The sequence below is a fragment of the Rhodococcus sp. JVH1 genome (genome assembly GCF_000280725.2).
Lineage (GTDB): Bacteria > Actinomycetota > Actinomycetes > Mycobacteriales > Mycobacteriaceae > Rhodococcus_F > Rhodococcus_F jostii_A.
The window spans coordinates 76,135-98,563 of the sequence record NZ_CP166289.1; the positions used below are offsets into that span (position 1 = coordinate 76,135).

Annotated in this window: 20 protein-coding genes; 7 read left to right on the forward strand and 13 right to left on the reverse strand. The window is 68.2% G+C overall.

Translation table 11 applies throughout. From position 1 onward, the window contains the following. The first annotated feature begins 329 nt into the window (after positions 1–329). From JVH1_RS00370 to JVH1_RS00380, 3 genes are all read left to right on the forward strand, one after another. Positions 330–1,151 (forward strand): IS110 family transposase, encoded by an 822-nt coding sequence (locus tag JVH1_RS00370; protein WP_063720718.1) that lies wholly within the window; start codon positions 330–332, stop codon positions 1,149–1,151. Positions 1,152–1,413: 262 nt separating this feature from the next. Continuing rightward, positions 1,414–2,121 (forward strand): aminotransferase class I/II-fold pyridoxal phosphate-dependent enzyme, encoded by a 708-nt coding sequence (locus tag JVH1_RS00375; RefSeq protein WP_371113081.1) that lies wholly within the window; start codon positions 1,414–1,416, stop codon positions 2,119–2,121. A gap of 4 nt (positions 2,122–2,125) precedes the next feature. Continuing rightward, entirely contained in the window at positions 2,126–2,863 is a 738-nt protein-coding gene (locus tag JVH1_RS00380; protein ID WP_009480483.1) for a thioesterase II family protein, read from the forward strand. Here the strand turns inward: JVH1_RS00380 and JVH1_RS00385 are convergent. The 3 genes from JVH1_RS00385 to JVH1_RS00395 are packed head-to-tail and all read right to left on the reverse strand — an operon-like array spanning position 2,844 to position 5,326. Next, positions 2,844–4,046, reverse strand: coding sequence for an SPFH domain-containing protein (locus tag JVH1_RS00385; protein WP_009480482.1), 1,203 nt, complete (start codon positions 4,044–4,046; stop codon positions 2,844–2,846). The genes JVH1_RS00380 and JVH1_RS00385 overlap by 20 nt on opposite strands. Further along, positions 4,047–4,478 carry an NfeD family protein gene (locus JVH1_RS00390; protein WP_005241863.1) on the reverse strand — a complete coding sequence of 144 codons (432 nt, stop codon included), beginning with the start codon at positions 4,476–4,478 and terminating at the stop codon, positions 4,047–4,049. Positions 4,479–4,486: 8 nt separating this feature from the next. Next, the gene (locus JVH1_RS00395) at positions 4,487–5,326 is read right to left on the reverse strand and encodes a DUF3097 domain-containing protein (RefSeq protein WP_009480481.1); all 840 of its coding nucleotides are present in this window, start codon (positions 5,324–5,326) and stop codon (positions 4,487–4,489) included. Positions 5,327–5,393: 67 nt separating this feature from the next. On the opposite strand from JVH1_RS00395, the gene JVH1_RS00400 reads away from it, so the two are divergent. After that, positions 5,394–6,203, forward strand: coding sequence for a hypothetical protein (locus JVH1_RS00400; protein ID WP_009480480.1), 810 nt, complete (start codon positions 5,394–5,396; stop codon positions 6,201–6,203). Here JVH1_RS00400 and JVH1_RS00405 read toward each other — a convergent pair. The 8 genes from JVH1_RS00405 to JVH1_RS00440 all read right to left on the reverse strand — a co-directional run bounded on the left by JVH1_RS00405 (position 6,169) and on the right by JVH1_RS00440 (position 14,793). After that, positions 6,169–7,278: a ferrochelatase gene (locus JVH1_RS00405; protein ID WP_043782754.1), complete on the reverse strand. Its 1,110-nt coding sequence runs from the start codon at positions 7,276–7,278 to the stop codon at positions 6,169–6,171. The two genes, JVH1_RS00400 and JVH1_RS00405, sit on opposite strands and share 35 nt — an antisense overlap. Before the next feature lie 41 nt (positions 7,279–7,319). Continuing rightward, on the reverse strand, positions 7,320–8,117 hold the full coding sequence (inhA, locus tag JVH1_RS00410) for an NADH-dependent enoyl-ACP reductase InhA (protein ID WP_005241845.1): 798 nt from the start codon (positions 8,115–8,117) through the stop codon (positions 7,320–7,322). A gap of 47 nt (positions 8,118–8,164) precedes the next feature. After that, positions 8,165–8,914, reverse strand: coding sequence for a 3-oxoacyl-ACP reductase FabG1 (gene fabG1, locus JVH1_RS00415; protein ID WP_005241843.1), 750 nt, complete (start codon positions 8,912–8,914; stop codon positions 8,165–8,167). Positions 8,915–8,977: 63 nt separating this feature from the next. Next, on the reverse strand, positions 8,978–9,958 hold the full coding sequence (locus JVH1_RS00420) for a VWA domain-containing protein (RefSeq protein WP_009480477.1): 981 nt from the start codon (positions 9,956–9,958) through the stop codon (positions 8,978–8,980). Next, positions 9,955–10,929, reverse strand: coding sequence for a DUF58 domain-containing protein (locus JVH1_RS00425; RefSeq protein ID WP_009480476.1), 975 nt, complete (start codon positions 10,927–10,929; stop codon positions 9,955–9,957). The genes JVH1_RS00420 and JVH1_RS00425 overlap by 4 nt, the downstream gene beginning before the upstream one ends. Next, the gene (locus JVH1_RS00430) at positions 10,926–12,101 is read right to left on the reverse strand and encodes a MoxR family ATPase (protein WP_011598891.1); all 1,176 of its coding nucleotides are present in this window, start codon (positions 12,099–12,101) and stop codon (positions 10,926–10,928) included. The genes JVH1_RS00425 and JVH1_RS00430 overlap by 4 nt, the downstream gene beginning before the upstream one ends. A 204-nt stretch (positions 12,102–12,305) precedes the next feature. After that, positions 12,306–13,829 carry an NlpC/P60 family protein gene (locus JVH1_RS00435; RefSeq protein ID WP_009480474.1) on the reverse strand — a complete coding sequence of 508 codons (1,524 nt, stop codon included), beginning with the start codon at positions 13,827–13,829 and terminating at the stop codon, positions 12,306–12,308. Positions 13,830–14,187: 358 nt separating this feature from the next. Continuing rightward, positions 14,188–14,793: a DUF6676 family protein gene (locus tag JVH1_RS00440; protein ID WP_009480472.1), complete on the reverse strand. Its 606-nt coding sequence runs from the start codon at positions 14,791–14,793 to the stop codon at positions 14,188–14,190. A 306-nt stretch (positions 14,794–15,099) separates the two neighbouring features. Here JVH1_RS00440 and acnA point away from each other — a divergent pair, with 306 nt between their 5' ends. After that, entirely contained in the window at positions 15,100–17,904 is a 2,805-nt protein-coding gene (gene acnA, locus JVH1_RS00445) for an aconitate hydratase AcnA (protein WP_009480471.1), read from the forward strand. Between the two features lie 181 nt (positions 17,905–18,085). Further along, positions 18,086–18,652, forward strand: a complete 567-nt coding sequence (locus tag JVH1_RS00450) for a TetR/AcrR family transcriptional regulator (RefSeq protein ID WP_009480470.1) — start codon at positions 18,086–18,088, stop codon at positions 18,650–18,652. Between the two features lie 31 nt (positions 18,653–18,683). Here the strand turns inward: JVH1_RS00450 and JVH1_RS00455 are convergent, their stop codons facing one another. Both JVH1_RS00455 and JVH1_RS00460 read right to left on the reverse strand, forming a co-directional pair. Further along, positions 18,684–18,899, reverse strand: coding sequence for a helix-turn-helix domain-containing protein (locus tag JVH1_RS00455; RefSeq protein WP_005255033.1), 216 nt, complete (start codon positions 18,897–18,899; stop codon positions 18,684–18,686). Between the two features lie 73 nt (positions 18,900–18,972). After that, complete coding sequence (locus JVH1_RS00460) at positions 18,973–20,604, reverse strand: ABC-F family ATP-binding cassette domain-containing protein (protein ID WP_009480469.1); 1,632 nt, start codon at positions 20,602–20,604, stop codon at positions 18,973–18,975. A gap of 645 nt (positions 20,605–21,249) precedes the next feature. Between JVH1_RS00460 and JVH1_RS00465 the strand changes: the two genes are divergently transcribed. After that, a complete protein-coding gene (locus JVH1_RS00465; protein WP_043782750.1) occupies positions 21,250–22,398 on the forward strand; it encodes a lycopene cyclase family protein in 1,149 nt (382 codons plus the stop codon). The last annotated feature ends 31 nt before the right edge of the window (positions 22,399–22,429 follow it).

The following is a 22,429-nucleotide window of genomic DNA, read 5'->3' on the forward strand; positions in this document are numbered from 1 at the left end:
GGGACACCTGGTGATCCCTGGCTTTCTGAGTGGTCGTCTGCGGGCTCGGTGTCTGGTCGAACGGTGTCCTTGTTCGGGAACTTGGAGCCGGCCGGTAGGCGTGGACTCCTGCTTAGAGAATGTCTGGGCCGTGGCCGCGATGGTCAGTCACCTGGTGAACAGGGATGTGGACCGACAGGAGTAATGACGATGGCATTGACGTTGGGGATCGACGTGGCTGTCCGGGCGGAGCATCAGGCAACGCTCGCCCGTGATGGTGCCACGGTATGGCGTGGCCGGAAGTTCTGGAACGGTTGTGGGCGGACTTGGACCTGCCCGATCCGGCAGAGCTGACCGTGGTGGTCGAGCCGACCCGGAACGCGTGGATCGTGTTGGCGGAGTGGTTCCGTCGCCACGGTGCACGCGTGGTGATGGTCCCGACCACCCAGTCAGCCGACCTGCGTAAGTACTACTCCAAGCACACCAAGAACGACCGGATCGACTCCGAATTGCTCGCCCGGCTGCCCTTGCTAGACTTCGCCGAGCTCGCTGAGGACATCGCCCACGAAGCCGAACAGGCACTGTTCCTGACCCGTCAGATCAAGCAGATCGACGAGCGAGTCGCGAACCTCTACGCCGACGCCGACCCGGCCGGCATCGTTGCCTCTGCTCCCGGCGTGGGGGCGGTGATCAGCGCGGTCATCGCTCTGGTTCCCAAGGTCAGCCAGTCCGGGGTGAGCAAGGTCGAGTCCTCGATCACCAAGGCCGGGGATCCGCTGTTGCGTGAGATGCTGTGCACCGCTGCCGACCAGGCCCGCAGGGTCGATACCCAGTTCGCGGCGAAGTACCAGCGGTTGATGGTCGGCGACCGGCACCACGAGTCCGCGATCTGTCATCTGGCCACCCATCTGGTCACCCGGATCGCCGCCTGTATGCGTGCCGGCCAGCCGTACGCCTTGCGGGACGTCGACGGCACGCCGATCACCGAGGCCGAGGGCCGGGCGATCGTCACGGCGCGCTACAAGATCGACCCGCGGCGGCGCGACAACGTCCGATACCAGCGGATGCGTGAGCGCCGCAAGCACGTGGCGGGCCAGGAGTCCCAGGAGCCGCGATGCGCTCCAACAGCCCAGCCCGCCAAGACCAAGCCTACGAGCCGCCAGGTGGCCTGACCTCCGTCAGGAACTCAAGCACCGCCCGAACCACGCCACCGGCGAACCGGCCCTCGGGCGCGCCGTCGAGCATCCGGCTCAACCCCGCCTGCTGCCCCGCGGACTCGAACCGCGATCCGTGCATACCTCGATACACCTCACCAGAAGTGCTGTCCCGCAACATCTTTTTGGATTGACCAGCGACGCCCCCCGCTCCGGCGTCGCTCCCACACACTCCCATCCGGGCCTGCCCAGATAAGAATCGAGCTCCGCACGGTCAAAGATTCGGTCACCCGGATCTGTGCGCCGAGAAGGCCACCGGCCCTCCCATGCCGCCTTGCACAGCCCAACCACCGACATCCCCGACCTGCCCGCGATGATCGCGGTGAAGAAGAAGCATCGGGCGCTGATGATGATCGACGAGGCGCACAGTATCGAGGTGCTCGGCGCCACCGGCGGGGGCATCGGCGAGCACTTCGACGTCGACCGCGACGACGTGGAGCTGTGGTCCGGCACGATGTCGAAGGCCCTGGCCGGCTGCGGCGGCTACGTGGCGGGCAGCGCCGAGCTCATCCGCTTCCTGAGGTACACGACGCCCGGCTTCGTCTACAGCGTCGGGATCACGCCGATGAATGCCGCGGCGTCCCTGGCCGCGATCCGGCAGATGCGCGCCGAACCGGAGGCCCTGGACCGGTTGCGCCGCAACTCCCGGCTCTTCCTGCAGCTCGCCACGGACGCCGGAATCGACACCGGGGACTCGGAGGACACCCCGGTCATCCCGTGCATCGTCGGGGATTCACTCCGCACCCTCGCCCTGTCCAACGCCCTGCTCCGGCGCGGCATCAACGTGAACCCCATCCTCTACCCGGCCGTGCCGGAAGACCTCGCGCGGCTGCGCTTCTTCGTCACCTCGTGCCACACCGAGGACCAGATCCGGTCCACGGTGGCAGCTCTCGCCGACGAACTCGCCACGCTCGTCGCGGCCGCGTAGCGCCGTGCCCGGCACCCTCCGGCTGTTCTGCTTCCCCCACGCCGGCGGCGGACCCTCGACGTACCGGCACTGGCACCGCGCCCTGAGCCCGCACGTGTCGGTATGGCCTGTTGCCGTGCCAGGCCGGGAGAGCCGTGCCGGCGAGGCCGGGTTCACCGGCGTCGAGTCCCTCGTCACCGCACTCGAGTCCGAGCTCGCCGAACCACTCACGCAGCCGCACGTCTTCTTCGGGCACAGCATGGGGGCGCTGATCGCGTACCGGCTCGCGTGCCGCCGGCGCGCGGCCGGGCACCCGCTCCCGCGGGCGCTGCTGCTGTCCGCGTACTCGGCGCCGCACCTGCCCTCGCCGCTGCCGCCGGTCGACGACCTGGACGACCCGGCCCTGATCGAGTTGCTGCGCGCCACGGGCGGGCTGCCCGCCGACCTCCCGGCCCGGCCGGCGTGGCGGGACCGCTGCCTCCCCGCACTGCGGGACGATCTCCGCCTCTGCACCGGGTACCGCGATCCCGCAGACCCGCCGCTTCCCTGTCCGATGCACGTGCTCGGCGCGAACGCCGATCCGCTGGTCGGCGAGCGGGATCTGCACGCCTGGGATCGGCACACCACCGAGCTGCGCGAGGTGCGCATCATGACGGGCGATCACTTCTACCTCGAGCACACACCCGAACAGCTCTTCGGAGTACTCCGGCCGTTGCTGCGCCGCTACGCCGCGTCGGAGTCGGTCAGTGACCCGGCGGCGTGACGGGCGGCGGCAGCTGCCCGGGCGCGCCACCCGGATCCAGCGGCGGATGCTCGTCGGCGCCACCGGACTTCGCGAGCGGTCCCGGCCCGTCGACTGGACGACGTGCCTCGACCTCGGCGGCGCGGACGGCCTGCGCGATGGCCGGGTCGGACTTGGTCTCGAACCAGTCGGCGACCTCCTCCGAATCGTCCTCGGGCTTGGGCAGATCCTCCTCCGTGGTGGACGGCTCGTACCGGAACACCCCGTCCTGCCCCTGCGCGCCGAGGGTCTTCGCGAAACCCTTGAGGGCGTCACCGAAGTCGCTGGGCACCAGCCACACCTTGTTCGCGTCGCCCTGCGCCATCTGCGGCAGCGTCTGCAGATACTGGTAGGCGAGGAGCTCGGGGGTGGGCTTGCCGGATTTGATTGCGGCGAACACCTTTTCGATCGCCTTCGCCTGCCCCTGCGCCTGCAGGTACTTCGCGGCCCGGTCACCCTGCGCCCGCAGGATGCGGGACTGCCGCTCACCCTCGGCCGTGAGGATCGACGCCTGCTTCGCGCCCTCCGCGGCGAGGATGCGGGACTGCTTGTCGCCCTCCGCCGTCTTGATCGCCGACTCCCGGTGACCCTCGGCGGTGAGGATGGTGGCCCGCTTCTCGCGGTCCGCCTTCATCTGCTTCTCCATCGACTCCTGGATGGACGGCGGCGGATCGATGCTCTTGAGTTCGACCCGGGCGACGCGCAGGCCCCACCGGCCGGTGGCCTCGTCCAGCACGCCGCGCAACTGCCCGTTGATGGAGTCACGCGAGGTGAGCGTCTCCTCCAGCGTCATGCCCCCGACGACGTTGCGCAGCGTGGTGGTGGTCAACTGCTCGACGCCGACGATGTAGTTGCTGATCTCGTACACCGCGGCCTGCGGGTTGGTGACCTGGAAGTACACGACGGTGTCGATGTTCAGTGTCAGGTTGTCCTGGGTGATCACCGGCTGCGGCGGGAACGACACCACCCGTTCCCGCAGATCCACCTTGGCCCGGATGCGGTCCGCGAAGGGGATCAGGAACGTCAACTGGCCCGACACGGTCCGCGCGTACCGGCCGAGTCGCTCGATCACGGCGGCCTCGGCCTGCGGCACCAGCGCCACCGATTTGGCCACCACCAGGGCGACGAACAACACGAGCACGATCAACACGATGAGCGCTGCCATCTACGGTCCCCTCCACACGACGGCGGTCGCGCCGTCAATTTGCATTACCGTCACGGTCGTTCCCGGTGGATACACTTCCGTGCTGTCGAGCGGGCGGGCCGTCCAGACGTCGCCGCCGAGCTTGATCTGCCCCGCGTGTTCGGCGACCTCCTCGAGCACCAGGGCCTGCTTGCCGGTCAGCGCCTCGATCCCGGTCGGGGTCGGCGGCGGGGTCTCGAACTTACGCAACAACACCGGCCGCACCCCGAGGATCAGGGCGAGGGACAGCACCCCGAAGATCACCGCGTCGACCCAGACCGGGAAGTCGGTGATCGCGGTGACCCCGGCCGTGGCCAGCGCACCGCCCGCCAGCATGAGGAGGAAGAAATCCCCCGTCAACGCTTCCGCGGCGGCGAGCAGCACCCCCGCTACCAGCCAAATCAATGCAGCCACAACACCATCTAACCAGAATCTCCGGAACCGACGGTGACGAAGTCGACCAACTGTTCGACCGCCCCGATCAGCGGCGCCTCCAGGTCCCGGAACGTGTTGACGGCCGAATAGACCCGGCGCCAGCCGTCGCGCGGTGTCCCCCACCCCAATTCGCGGCACACCCCGGTCTTCCAGTCCTCAACGCGCGGGATCTTCGGCCACGCCTCGATGCCCACCGCCGACGGGCGGACCGCCTCCCACACGTCGATGAACGGGTGCCCGGTCACGAGCACGTTCGGCCCGAGTCCCTGCGTCAGCTGCGTCTCCTTCGATCCGGTGACGAGGTGATCGACGAGGACACCGACGCGCCGTCCGGGGCCGGGCCGGAATTCGGCGAGCCGCTCCCCGAGATTGTCGAGACCCTCGAGGTGCTCGACGACGACACCCTCGACGCGCAGGTCGTGCCCCCACACCCGTTCCACGAGGGCGGCGTCGTGCACGCCCTCCACCCAGATCCGGCTCGCCAGCGCCGTCCGGGCCCGCAGCCCCGCCACCTTGGTCGATCCCGACGCCGATCGGGTGGTGGCCGGTCGGGCGGGCTTGGCCGCCGGGCGGACCAGGGTGACCGGTTTCCCGTCGATCAGGAACGCCGCCTCCCGCATCGCGAACAACCGGGTGCGGCGCGCCCCGTCCTCGAGGCGGACGAAATCGCCGTCGTAGGTGCGCTCGAACCCCACCACCGCCCCGCAGAAACCGGTGCCCGCATCCTCGACCACCAGGTCCCGCTCGGCCGGGACCGTCGGCGTCACGGGCTTGCGCGCGCGTGGGTGCCCGGAAAAGATGTCGCCGTATCTGTCGCCTCCGCTCACGGGCGCTGACGCTATGCCAGCGGCGCCATTACGCACACGCCGCCACGCCGACATATGCTCGTTTATCGTGACTTCACCCAGCGCCACTCTCACCGTGTGGGCCAGTTCCTGGCTCGCCGGGAGCAGTGCACCCGACGACGTCATCGACGCCCTCCACGCGTGGGCGCCGATGCATCTCGCCTGCGCCGAGGACGAGGAGACGGCCGGCCGCACCGGGCTGCCGTGGCCCCACCCGCAGGACGCCGGGGTGACGGCGCTGCTGCAGGCGATGCGCCGCTCGGTGTCGCAACCCGAGACCGAGATCCGGCTGGTGCTGCCCGGCCCGGGAGACGTCCGCGGGCTTCCCGCGGGCACCGAGTTCGCGTCCGCCGCGATCATCGCAGGCGAGGGTGTGCTCGTCGGACCGCCCGGCCGGTCCGGAACGGGGTTGGTCCCGCACGTCGAGGGTCCCGACGTGCTGCGCTGGACGGTGTCGACGATCGAGCGGCTTCCCCTCGACGCCCACCACACCGGGCTGGGTGAGGCCGAGTTCTCGATGCGGCAGGCGGTGCGCGACGCCGCGGCCGCGCTCGAGGCGCTGCACATGCTCGATTCCGGTTTCGGCGCCGACCCGCGCGCGCTGATCGCCGATGCGCTGGCGCAGTCCGCGCGGCACCGGTATCCGACGACGATCGCCCCGCGGGCACTGCGGATCCTGGACTCGGCCGATCAGGTGGCCGCGATCCTCACGGTCGCCGAGCAGATGGCCCCCGCACGCACCGTGTCCGCGTCGGGTGCGGCCACGCTCGAGGACCTGCTGCGGCCGCTGCGGTCGGCGGTGCGCTCGGCGCGCACCGCCGCCGTCAATGCGTGCGCGCGGGGCGGCCTGACGGCCTGACCACGGCCTTGCAGCAGTCGACCGCGCAGGACTGACCGTCGAGGGTCGAACCGAGCAGCGGCTCGGACCCGAGCCGCTCGGCGGGCGTGCCGGACAGTTGCTCGGTCACGAGTGCGACGACGAGTTCCGCGAAACGCCGATCCGTTCCGGGGGTGGCGGCACGCACGAAGTCGATGCCGAGGTCGGCCGCCCTGTCCCGGGCCTCGGTGTCGAGATCCCACACCACCTCGAGGTGATCGGACACGAATCCCACCGGGCACACGATCACCGCGCCCACCCCGCGGGCGGCGAGGGCGTCGAGGTGGTCGCAGATGTCCGGCTCGAGCCACGGCACCTGGGGTGGCCCGGACCGGGACTGCCACACCAGGTCGAAGTCGTCGAAGCCGGCGGCGCGGGCGGTGAGCCGGGCCGCCTCGGCCACCTGCCGACTGTAGAGATGACCGCCCTCCGCGGGCGGTCCCGCGTTGAGGTCCGCGGACACCGGCACGGAATGCGCGGTGAACACCAGCCGTGCGTCGGCCCGCCGGTCGGCGGGCAGCTGCGCCGCGGCCTCGCGGACGGCGTCGGCGAACGCACCGATCAACAGCGGGTGGTCGTAGTACTGCCGCAGCTTCCGCAGGTGCGGTGCCCCGTCCCCGGCCGCGGCCCGTGCCCGGGCGACGTCCTCGTGGTACTGCCTGCAGCCCGAGTACCCGCCCCACGCCGACGTCGGGAACACGAGCGCGGACCGCACCCCGTCCGCGCCCATCCGGGCGACGGTGTCCTCGACCATCGGATGCCAGTTCCGGTTACCGAAATAGACGGGCAAATCCATTCCGGCGCTTGCCAATTCGGATTCGACGCGGGAGATGATGTCGCGATTGAGGGCGTTGATCGGCGACACACCCCCGAAGTGCAGGTAGTGCTCGGCGACCGCGTCCAGACGTTCGGGCGGCACCCCCCGGCCCCGGGTAACGTTCTCCAGGAACGGGCGCACGTCGGCGGGCTGCTCCGGACCCCCGAACGACAACACGAGAAGGGCATCGAACCGGGAACCGGAACCGTCCGTCGAATTCGCAGCGATCATGATCACCATCTTCCGTGGTGCCGTTCGGGGCGCACTCCCCGGGTCGTGCCCTAGCCGGCCATCGCGTGGGCGCCACCGTCGACGTAGATGATCGACGCGGTGGTGCCGGGCAGCCAGTCGGACAGCACGGTGCACACGGTCTTCGCGACCGGCTCCGGGTCATCGACGTTCCAGCCGATGGGCGCACGCTCGTCCCACGCCGTGTTGAGTTCGTTCATCTGCTTGGCGTCGTCGGTGGCGGTGCCGGCGATGGCCTTGGCGGCGAGGGTCTTGATCGGGCCGGCCGCGACGAGGTTGGAGCGGATACCGCGTTCGCCGACCTCCTTGGCGACATACCGGTTCACCGACTCGAGCGTGGCCTTGGCGACGCCCATCCAGTTGTAGAACGGCACCGCGCGCGCGGGATCGAAGTCCATGCCGACGATCGACGCGTTGTCGTTCAGCACCGGCAGCAGCGCCTTCGACAGCGACGCGTACGAGTAGGCGGAGACCTCGAACGCCACTCCCACATCCGACCACGGTGCGTCGAAGAACGGGCTGCCCAGGCAGGACCGCGGCGCGAACGCGATGGAGTGCACGACGCCGTCGACACCCTCGGGCGCGATCTCCCGGATGCGGTCGGCGAGGCTCGCGAGGTGCTCCGGGTTCTGCACGTCCAGTTCGAGCGCGGGCGGCACCGGCTGCGGCAGGCGCTGCGCGATGCGGTCGATCAGCCGGAGACGGTCGAATCCGGTGATGATCACCTTGGCGCCCTGTTCCTGGGCGACCTTGGCGACGTGGAACGCGATGGACGCGTCCGTGATGATGCCGGTGACGAGAATGGTCTTACCTTCGAGCAATCCGCCCATGAGGTGTCCTCCTGTGAGAAAAAGTCCGGGAAGTGGAGTGGGGAGAGCTAGTGGCCCATGCCGAGGCCGCCGTCGACGGGGATCACCGCGCCGGAGACGTAGGCGGAATCGTCGGAGGCCAGGAAGCTCACCACCGCGGCGACCTCCTCGGGCTTGCCCTGCCGCTGCAACGGAACCGCGCCGGTGATCATGTCCTTGTACTTGTCGTCCAGGACCGCAGTCATGTCGGTGTCGATGAATCCCGGGGCCACCACGTTTGCGGTGATCGACCGGGAACCGAGCTCACGGGTCAGCGACCGTGCGATGCCGACCACACCGGCCTTCGACGCCGCGTAGTTCACCTGGCCGGGACCACCGGCCAGACCGACGACGGACCCGAGGAACACGAACCGGCCGAACCGCGCCCGCAGCATCGACCGTGTGGCCCGCTTCGCGACACGGAACGCGCCGGTCAGGTTGGCGTCGACGACGGAGGTGAACTGCTCCTCGGTCATCCGCATGATCAGCGTGTCGTCGGTGATGCCGGCGTTCGCGACGAGAACCTCGACGGGACCCTGATGCGCTTCCACCTCCTTGAAGGCGCGGTCGACCGACTCGGTGTCGGTGACATCGCACTGGACGCCGAACAGGCCGTCCGGCGCACCCGAGCCGCGGTGCGTGACCGCGACCTTGTGGCCGTCCGCCGCGAGGCGCTGCGCGACAGCGAGGCCGATCCCGCGGTTGCCGCCGGTGACGAGCACCGACCGAGGAGTGGACACCGTCCTAACTGACGCGTCAGTAGTTTGTGGGGTAGACATGGGGATCAACCTATCTGTTCAGATGTGCAGGAGTGGAAGCGCGGGGCCGCGGTGGAACGCAGATCACGGCAGCCGTTGACGCAGGACCAGCGCGAGGATCAGCCCCGCCGTGGCGGACAGGACACCCAGCACGAGCCAGGGGCGGCTGGCGTCGCCGCGGGTGGTCTCGAAACCGATCTGCTCCTCGAGGGTGTCGTAGACGTCACGCAGTTCCTCCAGGCTCGACGCCGTGAAGAAGCTGCCCCCGGAGAGATTCGCGATCTCCCGCAGCGACGGATCGTCGACGGGCACGGGGATGCGTTCGTCCTCGATCTCGACCTTGCCGTAGCTGGTGCCGAACGAGATCGTCGAGATGGGGACGTCCTTGTCCTTCGCCTGCCGGGCCGCGGTGAACCCGCCGCGCGGATCGTCCGGGTTCTCGGGGACCGTCTGCTTGCCGTCCGAGAGCAGCACGATGCGGGCGGGCGGCGCCTGATCACTGCCGCCGAGCACCGCGGCCAGGGTGTCGATCGACTGCAGCGACGTGAAGATCGCCTCACCGGTGGCGGTCCGCTCGCTCAACTGCAGATTGTCGATCGCGACCTTCGACGCCTCCCGGTTGGTGGTCGGCGACACCAGCACCGAGGCCGTGCCGGCGAACGCGACGAGACCGAGATTGATGCCGGGGGTGAGCCCGTCGGCGAACGACTTCGCGGCGTCCTGCGCGGCGGCCAGCCGGGTCGGTTCCACGTCGGTCGCCTTCATCGACAACGACACGTCGATGACGAGGATCACGGTGGCCCGGTTCCGCGGAACCCGCTTGTCCTCCGTCGGTCCGGCCAGCGCCACACTGAAGAACACCAGCGCCAGCACCATCAGCAGCGCCGGAATGTGCCGGGCCCGGCCCGGCCGCGACGGCGCCACCTTCTCGAGGAGCGCGAAGTTGGTGAACCGGAGGGTGTGCTTCTGCCGCTGACGCTGCACCCACACGTATCCCGCGACCAATGCCACGACGACCAGGAGGAACAGCAGCCACCACGGTGAGGTGAACTGGGAAAGGCTCACCGGCGGGACCTCTGGTTCGTCGCGGTCCCGTAGCTGTGCTTCCGGGCGGACACGAACCGCACGACGTCCGAGATCCAGTCCCGGTCGGTCCGCAGACTGAGCAGCGGGGCGCCGCAGCGCCGCAACGACTGCTCCACCTGCAGGCGGTGCTCGTCCGCTGCCCGCGCGAAGTCGGCGCGCAGTTGCGGTGTGGTCGTGAACTCGCGGGTCCGTCCGGACTCCGGATCGTGCAGCACTACATCCCCTATGTCGGGTAATTCCAGATCTCGCGGGTCGAGCACCTCGACACCGAGTACGTCGTGGCGGCCCGAGATCGCCCGCAGCGACCGCTCCCAGTCGATCGGCCCCAGGAAGTCACTGATGACGACGGCCAGACCGCGGCGACGCTGGGGTCGGCGCAACGACTCCACCGCACCCTGCAGGTCACCCCGCACCCCGTCCGCGGCGTGCGGGGTGGTCGCGATCTGACGCAGCATCGCCTGCGCATGAATGCGGCCGCCGCGGGCCGGGATCCGGGTGGTCTGGGCGCCGGTGGAGACGATCGCCCCGATCCGGTTCCCGCCGCCGCTGGTCAGATGCGTCACGGCGGCGGCAGCCGCCACCACGAGGTCCCGCTTCTCGCAGCCGGCGGTCCCGAAGTCGAGGCTCGACGACAGGTCGACGACGAGCCACGTCTCGAGTTCCCGGTCGGCCACCGACTGCCGGACGTGCGGGTGCGTCGTCCGGGCGGTCACCGACCAGTCCATCTGACGGACGTCGTCACCCGGCTGGTACTCGCGGGCATCACCGGGTTCGGAACCCGGGCCCGGGATCAGGCCCAGATGGTCGCCGTGCAGCACCCCGTCGAGGCGGCGGCGGACGGTCAGTTCCAGCGTCCGCAGCGCGGCGGACAGTTTGGGATCACGGAGTTCGCCGGAGCGAAACGACGGCGGCGGGCCGGAACTCTGCGCACCGGCGGTACGCGCACTCACCGTGGCTGGCTCATCGCCGTCGGTCCGGGCACCGACGTGGACGGGACAGGCGGTCCGTGGTGACCGGCGGGGCCGGCCGGGACCGTCGTCGGCTGTGCGGCGATCTGCGGCAGACCCACGGTCTGCAGCACACGGGAGATGACGTCGTCCGGGCTGACCTCGTCGGCGAGAGCGTCGTAGGACAGCACGAGACGGTGACGAAGCACGTCCGGGATCACCTCGAGCACGTCCTGCGGCACCACGTAGTCACGCCCACGCAGCAACGCCAACGCGCGGGCCGAGGAGATGATGCCCAGCGTCGCGCGCGGCGACGCGCCGTACGCGATCCAGCCGTCGACCTCGGGGAGACCGAACTCGGCCGGCGTGCGCGTGGCCGCGATGACCCGCACCACGTAGTCGACCAGCGCGTGGTGCACGAAGACGCCGCTCGCGACCTTCTGCAGGCGGACGAGTTCCTCGGGATCGAGGACCTGGTGGGGTTCGGGCGCATCGACACCCATCCGGTAGACGATCTCGCGCTCCTCCTCCACCGTCGGGTAGTCGACGAGGATCTTGAAAAGGAAGCGGTCGCGCTGCGCCTCCGGCAGCGGGTACACCCCCTCGTTCTCGATCGGGTTCTGCGTCGCCATCACCAGGAACGGGTCGGGCATGTGGTACCGCTTGCCGCCGATCGACACGTGCCGCTCGGCCATCACCTCGAGCAGCGCCGACTGCACCTTCGCCGGCGCGCGGTTGATCTCGTCGGCGAGCACGAAGTTCGCGACGACGGGACCGAGTTCGGTGTCGAACTCCTCGCGCCCCTGCCGGTAGATGCGCGTACCGATCAGGTCGGTGGGCACCAGGTCGGGGGTGAACTGGACACGCGAGAAGGATCCGCCGACCACCTTCGCGAACGTCTCGACGGCCAGGGTCTTCGCGACACCCGGCACACCCTCGAGCAGCACGTGCCCTTTCGCGAGCAGACCGACCAGGATCCGCTCCACGAGCCGGTCCTGCCCGACGATCACGCGCTTGACCTCGTAGATTGCGCGTTCCAGCGTCTGGACATCGGCGGCGAGATTGGGCGCGACCGTCTTCGTCGTCGCGCTCTGCGTGCCCGCGTTCTGTGAGGGTGCATTCGGCGCGGTGACGTTCTGGGGACCCGATCCGTTGGCCGCACCCCCGTTCTTCACACCTTCGGGAGCGGCCTTCGCGGGCGACTCCTTCCGGGCTGCACCCTCCGATACCGCATCATCACGTGAGGTCACCAAGAATCCACCGCTTTCACCTAGATCGTTCCGCCCGTTCACGTACTTGCTCAACTATTCCAGGTGCAAGCAACCCCCGCCGCAACCAAGCACGATCCGCACTGCGGACTACTTCATCGACATCATGGATCACGACACCATACGGACAGCGTAAGGGGTCATGCCGTCCCATCGCACCGGGGAGATCTGGACGGTCGATCCGGACTGCGGGGCCTCCAGCATTTCGTCGTTTCCGAGATACAGGGCGACGTGCTGGCTGGCGTTCGGGCCCCAGAAGATCATGTCGCCGCGCTGCATCTCCTCCGAGGGAACCTGCTCGCCCGCGGTGTATTGATACCCGGTGTAGTGAGGCAGGGAGATGCCGATCCCGGCGAACGCGTAGATCATCAGACCGGAACAGTCGAAACCGACCTTGTTGAAGTCGCCGTAACTGTCGGCGACACCGCCGTCGCGGATGCCGAGGGTGGGTCCGTTCTCGTCGCCGCCGCCCCACGCGTACTCCACACCGATCTGGGACAGGCCCCGGTCGATGACGGTCTCGATGGCCTCGCTGCCGGTCAGGTCCTCACCGCTGGTCGACGGTTTCGACTTGGGGGTGGACTTCGGTGTGGTCGTCCCGCCGTCGGCGGAGTAGTCGGAGTCCTCGTCCTCCGAGTCCTCCTCGATCGTGGTGTGCGCGCGCTGCCCGGCGGCGAGTTCCGCGGCGCGCTGTCGAGCCGCCTCGTTGGCGGCGACGCGCGCGGCGGCCTGTGTCGCGGCTTCCCGGGCCGCGGCGGCGATGGCCGCCTTCTGCGCGTCCTCGGCGCGTTTCTGCTCCTCCCACGTCGCGTATGCCTCACGCTGCCCCTGCAGCCCCGCGACGTTCCCGCGGGCGGCCTCGAGCTGGGCCTGGGCGGCGGCGCGGTTGCTCTCGATCTGTGCCTTCTTGGCAGCCTGATCCTGCAGCGCCGACCGGGCGATCGCGATCGCCTGCTCCGCGAGCGACTTCTTCGCCGCGGCCTGGTCGGCGGCCACGTCCGCCTGCTGCTTGGCCTCGCGTGCCGCGGAGTCCTTGTTGGCCTGCGCGGTCCGTGCCCGCTGCAGACCCTCGAGCACCGCATTCTGGCTGGTGGCCAGGAGTTTCAGAACCTGCGCGCGATCCAGGACGTCGCCGGGCCCCTGGGCGCCCAGGTAGGTCGAGATCGAGGAGACGTTGGTGCCCTGCGTGTAGCTCGACCGGGCGTACTTGTCGAAGTCCTTCTGCGCGAGTTCGATCTGCGCCCCGGCGTCGCGCAGCGCCTGCTGGGAGGCCCCGACCACATTGGCCGCCAGATCGGCTGCGCTGCGGGCGTTCTGCAGATCGACCAGCGCCCGGTTCACGTCCTCGCGCTTGATGGCGACCTCGTTGTCGAGCTGAGCGAGCTGCTGATCCGCGGAGGCCACCTGGTTGATCAGTTCACTGACCTGTCCGAGGCCCGCCGACACCTGGGTCTGGGCCTGCGCGATGTCGTTGTCGGACGGATTCGGCGGCGGGGGTGGTACCGCGGCGGCCAGGCCGGGCGTGCTGCCGACCAGGGCTCCGACGATGCCCAATCCGATCAGGAGGCGCGCCGTGCGAGTGTGCCCGCGGGAGAAGCTACGGTGCCCCACTCCAGCTCGTGCTTGTCGCTTCACAACTCTCTCCCTCGGTTCTGCACCGATCACGCACACCGCGCCGTGCTCGTCGTGGGGAGAAATTTGCGGAAGCCACACCTACCCGTGCTTCGACGACACCGGCATACACCGGATCGCCGTCACTCTGGACGTCAATCACCAGCCTGCGACACTTCTTCCCCAAGAGCGCCAAATGCACCGTACGACACTTCCGGACTCTATGGAAACTTTAGTCACAAATAACACATGAGTAATTTGACCAGCGGAAATGTCGAACTGTGAATCGTCGGCGCTATTTACGCGCATCGACGCAGGCAGCGGCCACAGTCGGGCGAATCGTGAAAATTGCCGCCGAGTTATCCCGGAAATTCGGGAGGCGTCAGGGCTTCTGTCGCTCGTACGACGTGCCGGCCCCCGCGGCGTTGTCGCCCTTTTCCGCGGTGTCGTCACGCGATCCGGACCTGCGGCGCGATTTCGCGAAGAACGTGGCGCCCGACGCGATCACGACGATCGCGACGATGACGGCCGTGAACAAGGCCCACGGGGGTCCCGGCTCGATCACCTCGTCGACGAAGTGATTGGCGGAGACCACCGCATCGCCGGTGTAGGTGCGGTCCTGACCCGATTCGAGCAGGACCCGGCTGATCGAATCGCTGTACGTGCCGACCCAGCTGGGACTCAGCACCAGAACGGTGCCGCCCTCTTCCGCCCCGACCTCGGTCGCGAGGTCGCGCAGCTGCGAATCGCGGCCGGGATCCTCGTCCAGCACCACGATGCTCAGCTTGATCCCGTGGTCGGCCGCGCGATCGACCACGGCGGCGAGGTCACTCGCCTCGTCGGACGGCGCCGACACGCCGTCGTCGGACACGTCCGCGACCACGTCGGAGACGTCGATGTCTTCCGGAAGGTCCGTCGACAACGGGAGGGCCGACTGGACGGGGAGCATGACACTGGCAGGAAGTGCGGTGGCGATAGGGGCAGGCATCTCTCATCCGGGTTTGCTGTAGGAACGTAAGCCTCGCGTGAACACTACGTGAGGAGTCCCCGAAGTTCCGTTCCGTCCGCGCGCGTCCCGCATCGGAGTCGAGCAGAATCGCCGGGGGGTCCACGCTCGATACCGCCCCGAATTCTCACAGGACAAGCGTACTGTTAGACTATCGGAGGTACCGCGGTATGGGCCGATTCCGTCATCGCTAGCACGACAGCGCACACGGATCAGCCGTGCCCGCAGTGCCTGCAGCCGTCGACACAGCCCCGTTGGCGGCGACCCTCATAGACGAGTGGAGCTGACGTGAGCACGAGTATTGATTCGTTCGGCGCCAAAGGCACCCTCGAGGTCGGTGAGAACTCCTACGAGATCTTCCGCCTCTCGGCCGTGCCCGGCACCGAAAAATTGCCCTATGCACTGAAGGTTCTCGCCGAGAACCTGCTTCGCACCGAGGACGGCGCGAACATCACCGCCGACCACATTCGCGCCATCGCGAGCTGGGATCCCTCGGCCGACCCGAACGTCGAGATCCAGTTCACGCCTGCCCGCGTGATCATGCAGGACTTCACCGGCGTCCCCTGCATCGTGGACCTCGCCACCATGCGTGAAGCGGTCACCGCACTCGGCGGCGACCCGAACAAGGTGAACCCCCTCGCACCCGCCGAAATGGTCATCGACCACTCGGTCATCATCGACGTCGCCGGCCGCGCAGACGCCTTCGAGCGCAACGTCGAGATCGAATACTCCCGCAACGGTGAGCGATACCAGTTCCTCCGCTGGGGCCAGGGCGCGTTCGACGACTTCAAGGTCGTCCCCCCGGGCACCGGCATCGTCCACCAGGTCAACATCGAGCACCTGGCCCGGACGATCATGGTCCGCAACGGCCAGGCGTACCCCGACACCTGCGTCGGCACCGACTCGCACACCACTATGGTCAACGGCCTGGGCGTGCTGGGCTGGGGCGTCGGCGGCATCGAGGCCGAGGCCGCCATGCTCGGCCAGCCCGTCTCCATGCTGATCCCGCGCGTCGTCGGCTTCAAGCTGACCGGTGAGATCAAGCCCGGCGTCACCGCCACCGACGTGGTCCTCACCGTCACCGACATGCTCCGCAAGCACGGCGTCGTCGGCAAGTTCGTCGAGTTCTACGGCAAGGGTGTCGCCGAGGTTCCGCTGGCCAACCGCGCGACGCTCGGCAACATGAGCCCCGAGTTCGGTTCCACCGCCGCGATCTTCCCGATCGACGCCGAGACCGTCAGCTACCTCCGCCTGACCGGCCGCACCGAGGAGCAGCTCGCCCTCGTCGAGGCGTACGCGAAGGAACAGGGTCTCTGGCACGACGCCGACCACGAGCCCGAGTACTCCGAGTACCTCGAACTGGACCTCGGTGACGTGGTTCCGTCCATCGCAGGCCCGAAGCGCCCGCAGGACCGAATCCTGTTGTCGGACTCGAAGAACGCGTTCCGCAAGGACATCCACAACTACGTGGAGGAGCACCACCCCACGGGTCACTCGCAGCTCGACGAGGCCGTCGAGGAGTCGTTCCCCGCGAGCGATCCCGCCGCCCTGTCGTTCGCCGACGACGGCGCCGTCGATGTGCAGTCGGCCGCCAACGGAGCCGAGGGACGCCCGACCAAGCCGGTCAAGGTCCTGTCCGAGGACAAGGGCGAGTTCATCCTCGACCACGGTGCGGTCGTGATCGCGTCGATCACCTCCTGCACCAACACGTCCAACCCGTCGGTCATGCTCGGCGCCGCCCTGCTCGCCCGCAACGCCGTCGAGAAGGGCCTGTCCGCCAAGCCGTGGGTCAAGACCTCCATGGCACCCGGTTCGCAGGTCGTCACCGACTACTACAACAAGTCCGGCCTCTGGCCGTACCTGGAGAAGCTCGGCTTCTACCTCGTCGGCTACGGCTGCGCCACCTGCATCGGCAACTCCGGCCCGCTGGACGAGCAGATCTCGCAGGCGATCCAGGACAACGACCTCACCGCCACCGCGGTGCTGTCGGGTAACCGCAACTTCGAGGGACGCATCTCCCCCGACGTGAAGATGAACTACCTGGCTTCCCCGCCGCTGGTCATCGCGTACGCCCTCGCCGGCACCATGGACTTCGACTTCGAGCACGACGCCCTCGGCCAGGACGCCGACGGCAACGACGTGTTCCTGAAGGACATCTGGCCCTCTCCCCAGGAGATCCAGGAGACCATCAACTCCTCGATCAGCCAGGAGATGTACGTCAAGGGTTACGCGGACGTCTTCAAGGGCGACGAGCGCTGGCGTGGACTGCCCACCCCGGAGGGAAAGACCTTCGAGTGGGACGCCAACTCCACCTACGTGCGGAAGCCACCCTACTTCGACGGCATGCCGAAGGAGCCGACCCCGGTCAGCGACATCAAGGGCGCCCGCGTGCTCGCGCTGCTCGGCGACTCGGTCACCACGGACCACATCTCCCCGGCAGGCAACATCAAGGCCGGAACGCCCGCGTCGCAGTACCTGGACGCGAACGGCATCGACCGCAAGGACTACAACTCATACGGCTCGCGTCGCGGCAACCACGAGGTGATGATCCGCGGCACGTTCGCGAACATCCGTCTGCGCAACCAGCTCCTCGACGACGTCTCCGGTGGCTACACCCGCGACTTCACCCAGGACGGCGGCCCGCAGGCGTTCATCTACGACGCGTCGCAGAACTACCAGAAGGCCGGCATCCCGCTGGTCGTGCTGGGCGGCAAGGAGTACGGCTCCGGATCGTCCCGTGACTGGGCCGCCAAGGGCACCAGCCTCCTCGGCGTCAAGGCCGTCATCACCGAGTCGTTCGAGCGCATCCACCGCTCCAACCTCATCGGCATGGGCGTCGTGCCGCTGCAGTTCCCGGCCGGCGAGTCAGCTGCGTCGCTGAAGCTGGACGGCACCGAGGTCTTCGACATCGAAGGCGTCGAAAAGCTCAACGAGGGTGTCACGCCGAAGACCGTCAAGGTCACGGCAACCCGCGAGAACGGTGAGAAGGTCGTCTTCGACGCGGTCGTGCGCATCGACACGCCCGGCGAGGCCGACTACTACCGCAACGGCGGCATCCTGCAGTACGTGCTCCGCAACATGATCAAGGGCTAGGCGCTCTAGGCGCTACCGCGCCTGTGCGCGTTTTCGGCCAGGACAGGCACTAAGCGCGCACGACCATCTTCGAGCGGATCTCACCGTCCCGGACACATGGTCGTGCGCGCTTAGTGCATGAGGTGACCTTTCTCGCGAAGGGCCGAAAACGCGCACAGGCGAACGACGAAGGAGGAAGCCTTTGCCCAAGGTCAGTGAAGACCATCTCGCGGCACGGCGCAGTCAGATCCTCGACGGCGCCCGCCGCTGCTTTGCCGAATACGGCTACGACGGCGCCACCGTCCGCCGGCTCGAAGAAGTGACCGGACTGTCACGCGGGGCGATCTTCCATCACTTCAAGGACAAGGACGGCTTGTTCCTGGCGCTCGCCCACGAGGACGCGACCAGGATGGCGGACGTCGTCGCCCACGAGGGCCTCGTCCAGGTGATGCGGGACATGCTCGCCCAGCCCGAACAGTTCGACTGGCTGGGAACCCGGCTCGAGATCGCCCGGCGGCTGCGGAACGATCCCGACTTCCGCAGAAGCTGGTCACAGCGGTCGGCGGAACTCACCGAGGCGACCATGGCGCGCCTCGCGCGGCAGAAGTCCGCGGGCCGCCTCCGCGACGACGTACCGACCGACGTCCTGATCGGCTACCTGGACCTGGTTCTCGACGGCCTCGTCGCACGCATCGCCTCCGGGCACGCCGGCGACAACCTGTCGGCCGTGCTCGACCTCGTCGAGGAATCCGTCCGACGCCGCGACTGACACCGACACCGCACTCCCCCACCGACACCGGTCAGGTCTTGCGACGGTGAGCTCCGCCTCGTCCGCGGAGCTCCACCTCGGACTCCGCAAGAATGTTGCGGACGAATCCGTACGATCTCCCCATTTCACGGGCGAGGGAACGAATACTCGCTCCGGCCTGGTAGCGCTCCTTCAGCTCCGCCTGCAGATCGGCGCGCGACGGTCCCGTGATCCGAGCGCTCTTGGCGAAGACCCCGATGTCAGCCATGAACTCCTCCAGTCGGCGAGCGACGGTGGTTTCCACGGTAGAGCCCTGCGACGGCGATATCTACGCGCAGTGCTCAGGCGAGCTGGATCAGTTCCAGGTAGTCCTGCGACCAGTGGTCCTCCGTGCCGTCGGGCAGGAGAATGACCCGTTCCGGGTCGAGTGCCTCGGCGGCACCCGGGTCGTGTGTCACCAGCACGACGGCACCGGTGTAGCTGCGGAGCGCGTCCAGCACCTGCTCGCGGGAGACCGGGTCGAGGTTGTTCGTCGGCTCGTCGAGCAGCAGGACGTTCGCCGCGGACGACACGAGACCCGCGAGCGCGAGACGCGTCTTCTCACCACCGGACAGGGTGCCCGCGGGCTGCTCGAGCTGCGGCCCGGTGAACATGAACGCACCGAGCAGCGAACGCAGCTCCTGCTCCCCCGTGTCGGGGGCCGCGTGGCGAATGTTCTCCCACACCGACGCGTTGTCGTCGAGTGTGTCGTGCTCCTGCGCAAAGTAACCGATCTTCAGCCCGTGTCCGGGAACGAGTCCGCCCGCGTCCGGCGTCTCGACGCCGCCGAGAATGCGCAGCAGCGTCGTCTTACCGGCACCGTTGAGACCGAGCACGACGACGCGTGACCCACGGTCGATCGCGAGGTCCACTCCGGTGAAGATCTCGAGCGAACCGTAAACCTTGGTCAGGTTCTCCGCCATCAGCGGAGTCTTGCCGCACGCGGCCGGCTCGGGGAACCGGATCCGGGCCACCTTGTCGGACACGCGTTCCGCGTCGAGGTCGGACATCAGCTTGTCGGCGCGCTTCGCCATGTTCTGCGCCGCCACCGCCTTGGTGGCCTTCGCGCCGAGCTTCGCGGCCTGCGCGCGCAGCGCACCGGCCTTCTTTTCCGCATTGGCGCGCTCACGGCGACGACGCTGTTCGTCGGTCGCGCGGGCGTCGAGGTACTTCTTCCAGCTCATGTTGTACACGTCGGCCTCGCCGCGCACGGCGTCGAGGAACCACACCCGGTTCACGACGTCGTTGAGCAGATCGACGTCGTGGCTGATCACGATCAGACCACCCTCGTGGTTCTGCAGGAATCCCCGCAGCCAGGTGATCGAGTCGGCGTCGAGGTGGTTGGTCGGCTCGTCGAGCAGAAGGGTCGTGTCCGACCGTCCGCCGCTACCGTCCGATGCCGCGAACAGGATGCGCGCCAGTTCGACACGGCGGCGCTGACCACCCGACAGGGTGTGCAGCTGCTGACCGAGGATGCGGTCGGCCAGGCCGAGGCTGTTGCAGATGCGTGCGGCTTCGCTCTCTGCCTCGTACCCCCCGAGGGCCGAGAAGCGGTCCTCGAGATTGCCGTACTTGCGCACCGCCTTGTCGCGCTCGGCGTCGTCGACGACCTCCGACATCAGGATCTGCTGCTTCTCCATGTCCCGCAGCAGCGCGTCGAGGCCGCGCGCGGACAACACGCGGTCCTTCGCGAGGACGTCGAGGTCGCCTTCTTTCGGGTCCTGCGGGAGGTATCCGAGGTCGCCGGTGCGCACCACGGCACCCGCATACGGCTCCCCCTCCCCCGCGAGAATGCGGAGGGTGGTCGTCTTGCCGGCACCGTTGCGGCCGACCAGCCCGATGCGGTCGCCGGGCTGCACCCGCAAAGCCGGCCCGGGCGCGGACAGCAACGTCCGCACTCCAGCTCGAACTTCCAGGTCGGTAGCGGTGATCAACAAGACTCCTAGGAAAATGACGCTCGCGTTGAATGAGAAAAACTGCGCAAAGAACACACGAACCAGCAATTTTACCCGACCGCCGGCGACTCGGAACACGCCCGCCAGTGATCCCGCTAACGTTCGCGGCCGTATCCGCTCGTAGAAAGCCTCTGGCCTCTTCGTCGTAGGCCTGGCGATCGGGTGTGATGCAGTCGCGAGGTGTGCGCTGCGGTGACGACGGTTGGTGGGATGAGTCAATGCCACCACGGTCATTCGGGCAACTAGGATGTTCCGTCCGGGCCCGACTCAGTGCACCGTCTCCCAACCTGGTGGACCGGGAAGCGCGACCGGCATGTTTCGGGACCTCGCAGGCGCATCCGGGTTCCCCACCCCGCGCAATTGCATCTCGTTCAACGCACCGCGCTCCTCCCACGCCCGGTTAGCCGGGCCACGCGTCAGCACTCCCCTCAACGCCCCCACTGGTCCGGGCCGGCCGTGGCGAGTCGACGGGAGCGCGACGTGCGCCGGGTGGAGCGCCACTCCCCCGAGCCATTCGGAGCGTACGACGATGAATTCGGTAAATATTGCTGTTCCGTCCGGGTCCGACTTTGGAACGGGGACTCGTTTCGACAGGGATCTCGGCCCTCGTGTCAGGCTTGCTGCGTGACAGCTTCTCCCCGTCCAGCGATCTGGGACGTTGCGATCGTGGGCCTCGGGCCTGCCGGCCGCGCCCTGGCCCACCGGGCCACGGCTCTCGGTGCGACGGTCGTCTCGGTCGACCCGCTCCCCCGCAGATCGTGGACCGCGACGTACGCGGCGTGGGAAGACGAGCTCCCCAGCTGGCTTCCGAGGGACGCGGTCGAAACGAGAACTTCTCGCCCGGCAGCCTGGACGACACGTCGCCACATCATCGATCGCACCTATTGTGTTTTGAATACACCCTTACTGCAATCAATACTCAGTAGGGAATGTGGAACTGTTCTCCCAGGCAGAGCCGTGGACCTCTCCCCCACCTCCGTCCAGCTGGACGACGGGTCCACGCTGGAGGCGCATGTCGTCGTCGACGCCCGCGGCACCGGCGACAGCCCCGACCTCGCCCAGCAGACGGCATACGGCGTCGTGGTGGACCCCGACACGGCCGCACATGCGCTCGCCGGCGAGGCCGCGGTGTTCATGGACTGGCGCCGCGACAACGGCACATCACCCTCGGACGCGCCGTCCTTCCTCTACGGGGTTCCGCTCGCGCACGACCGGTTCCTGCTCGAAGAGACCTGCCTGGTCGGTCGCCCGCCACTCCCGATCTCGGAACTCGCCACCCGACTCCACGACCGACTCCGACAGCGGGGCGTCACCGCGCCGTCCCATTCGGACGTCGAGAGAGTCAGATTCGCCGTCGAGCCACCCCCCGAGGCGGGTCGTGCCCACAGCTCGGATCAGGTGCGCTTCGGGGCCCGCGCCGGGTTGATGCACCCCGGAACGGGCTACAGCGTCGCAGCGTCGCTCCTGTGCGCAGATGTTCTTGCCCGCGATCTTCGTGACGGTTCGAACGCGCGACTGTGGTCGTGGAAGGCCCGCACCGTCGCGTCCCTGCGGTCGGTTGGTCTCCGCGTCCTCCTGAATCTGGATGCGGAACACGTCCCCGAATTCTTCGAGCATTTCTTCGATCTGCCGCCACAACTCCAGGCGGCATATCTGTCCGAACGGTCGAATCCGCGCGGAACCCTGTCGGCAATGGGGCGGATGTTTCGGGCATCCTCCGGCGATATCCGCAGTGTGATTCTCCGTTCGACGCTTCGCCGGGAAGTTCGATGAACTGTCGCGCGAACGCGAAAAGGAGACCATC

What these genes read in the sequence shown, in the direction of transcription:
- JVH1_RS00455 (WP_005255033.1), bottom strand. Translation starts at nt 18,899, where the DNA reads ATGGCTGACATCGGGGTCTTCGCCAAGAGCGCTCGGATCACGGGACCG.
- JVH1_RS00440 (WP_009480472.1), bottom strand. Translation starts at nt 14,793, where the DNA reads ATGCCTGCCCCTATCGCCACCGCACTTCCTGCCAGTGTCATGCTCCCC.
- JVH1_RS00385 (WP_009480482.1), bottom strand. Translation starts at nt 4,046, where the DNA reads ATGGCAGCGCTCATCGTGTTGATCGTGCTCGTGTTGTTCGTCGCCCTG.
- JVH1_RS00405 (WP_043782754.1), bottom strand. Translation starts at nt 7,278, where the DNA reads ATGGTGATCATGATCGCTGCGAATTCGACGGACGGTTCCGGTTCCCGG.
- fabG1 (WP_005241843.1), bottom strand. Translation starts at nt 8,914, where the DNA reads ATGTCTACCCCACAAACTACTGACGCGTCAGTTAGGACGGTGTCCACT.
- inhA (WP_005241845.1), bottom strand. Translation starts at nt 8,117, where the DNA reads ATGGGCGGATTGCTCGAAGGTAAGACCATTCTCGTCACCGGCATCATC.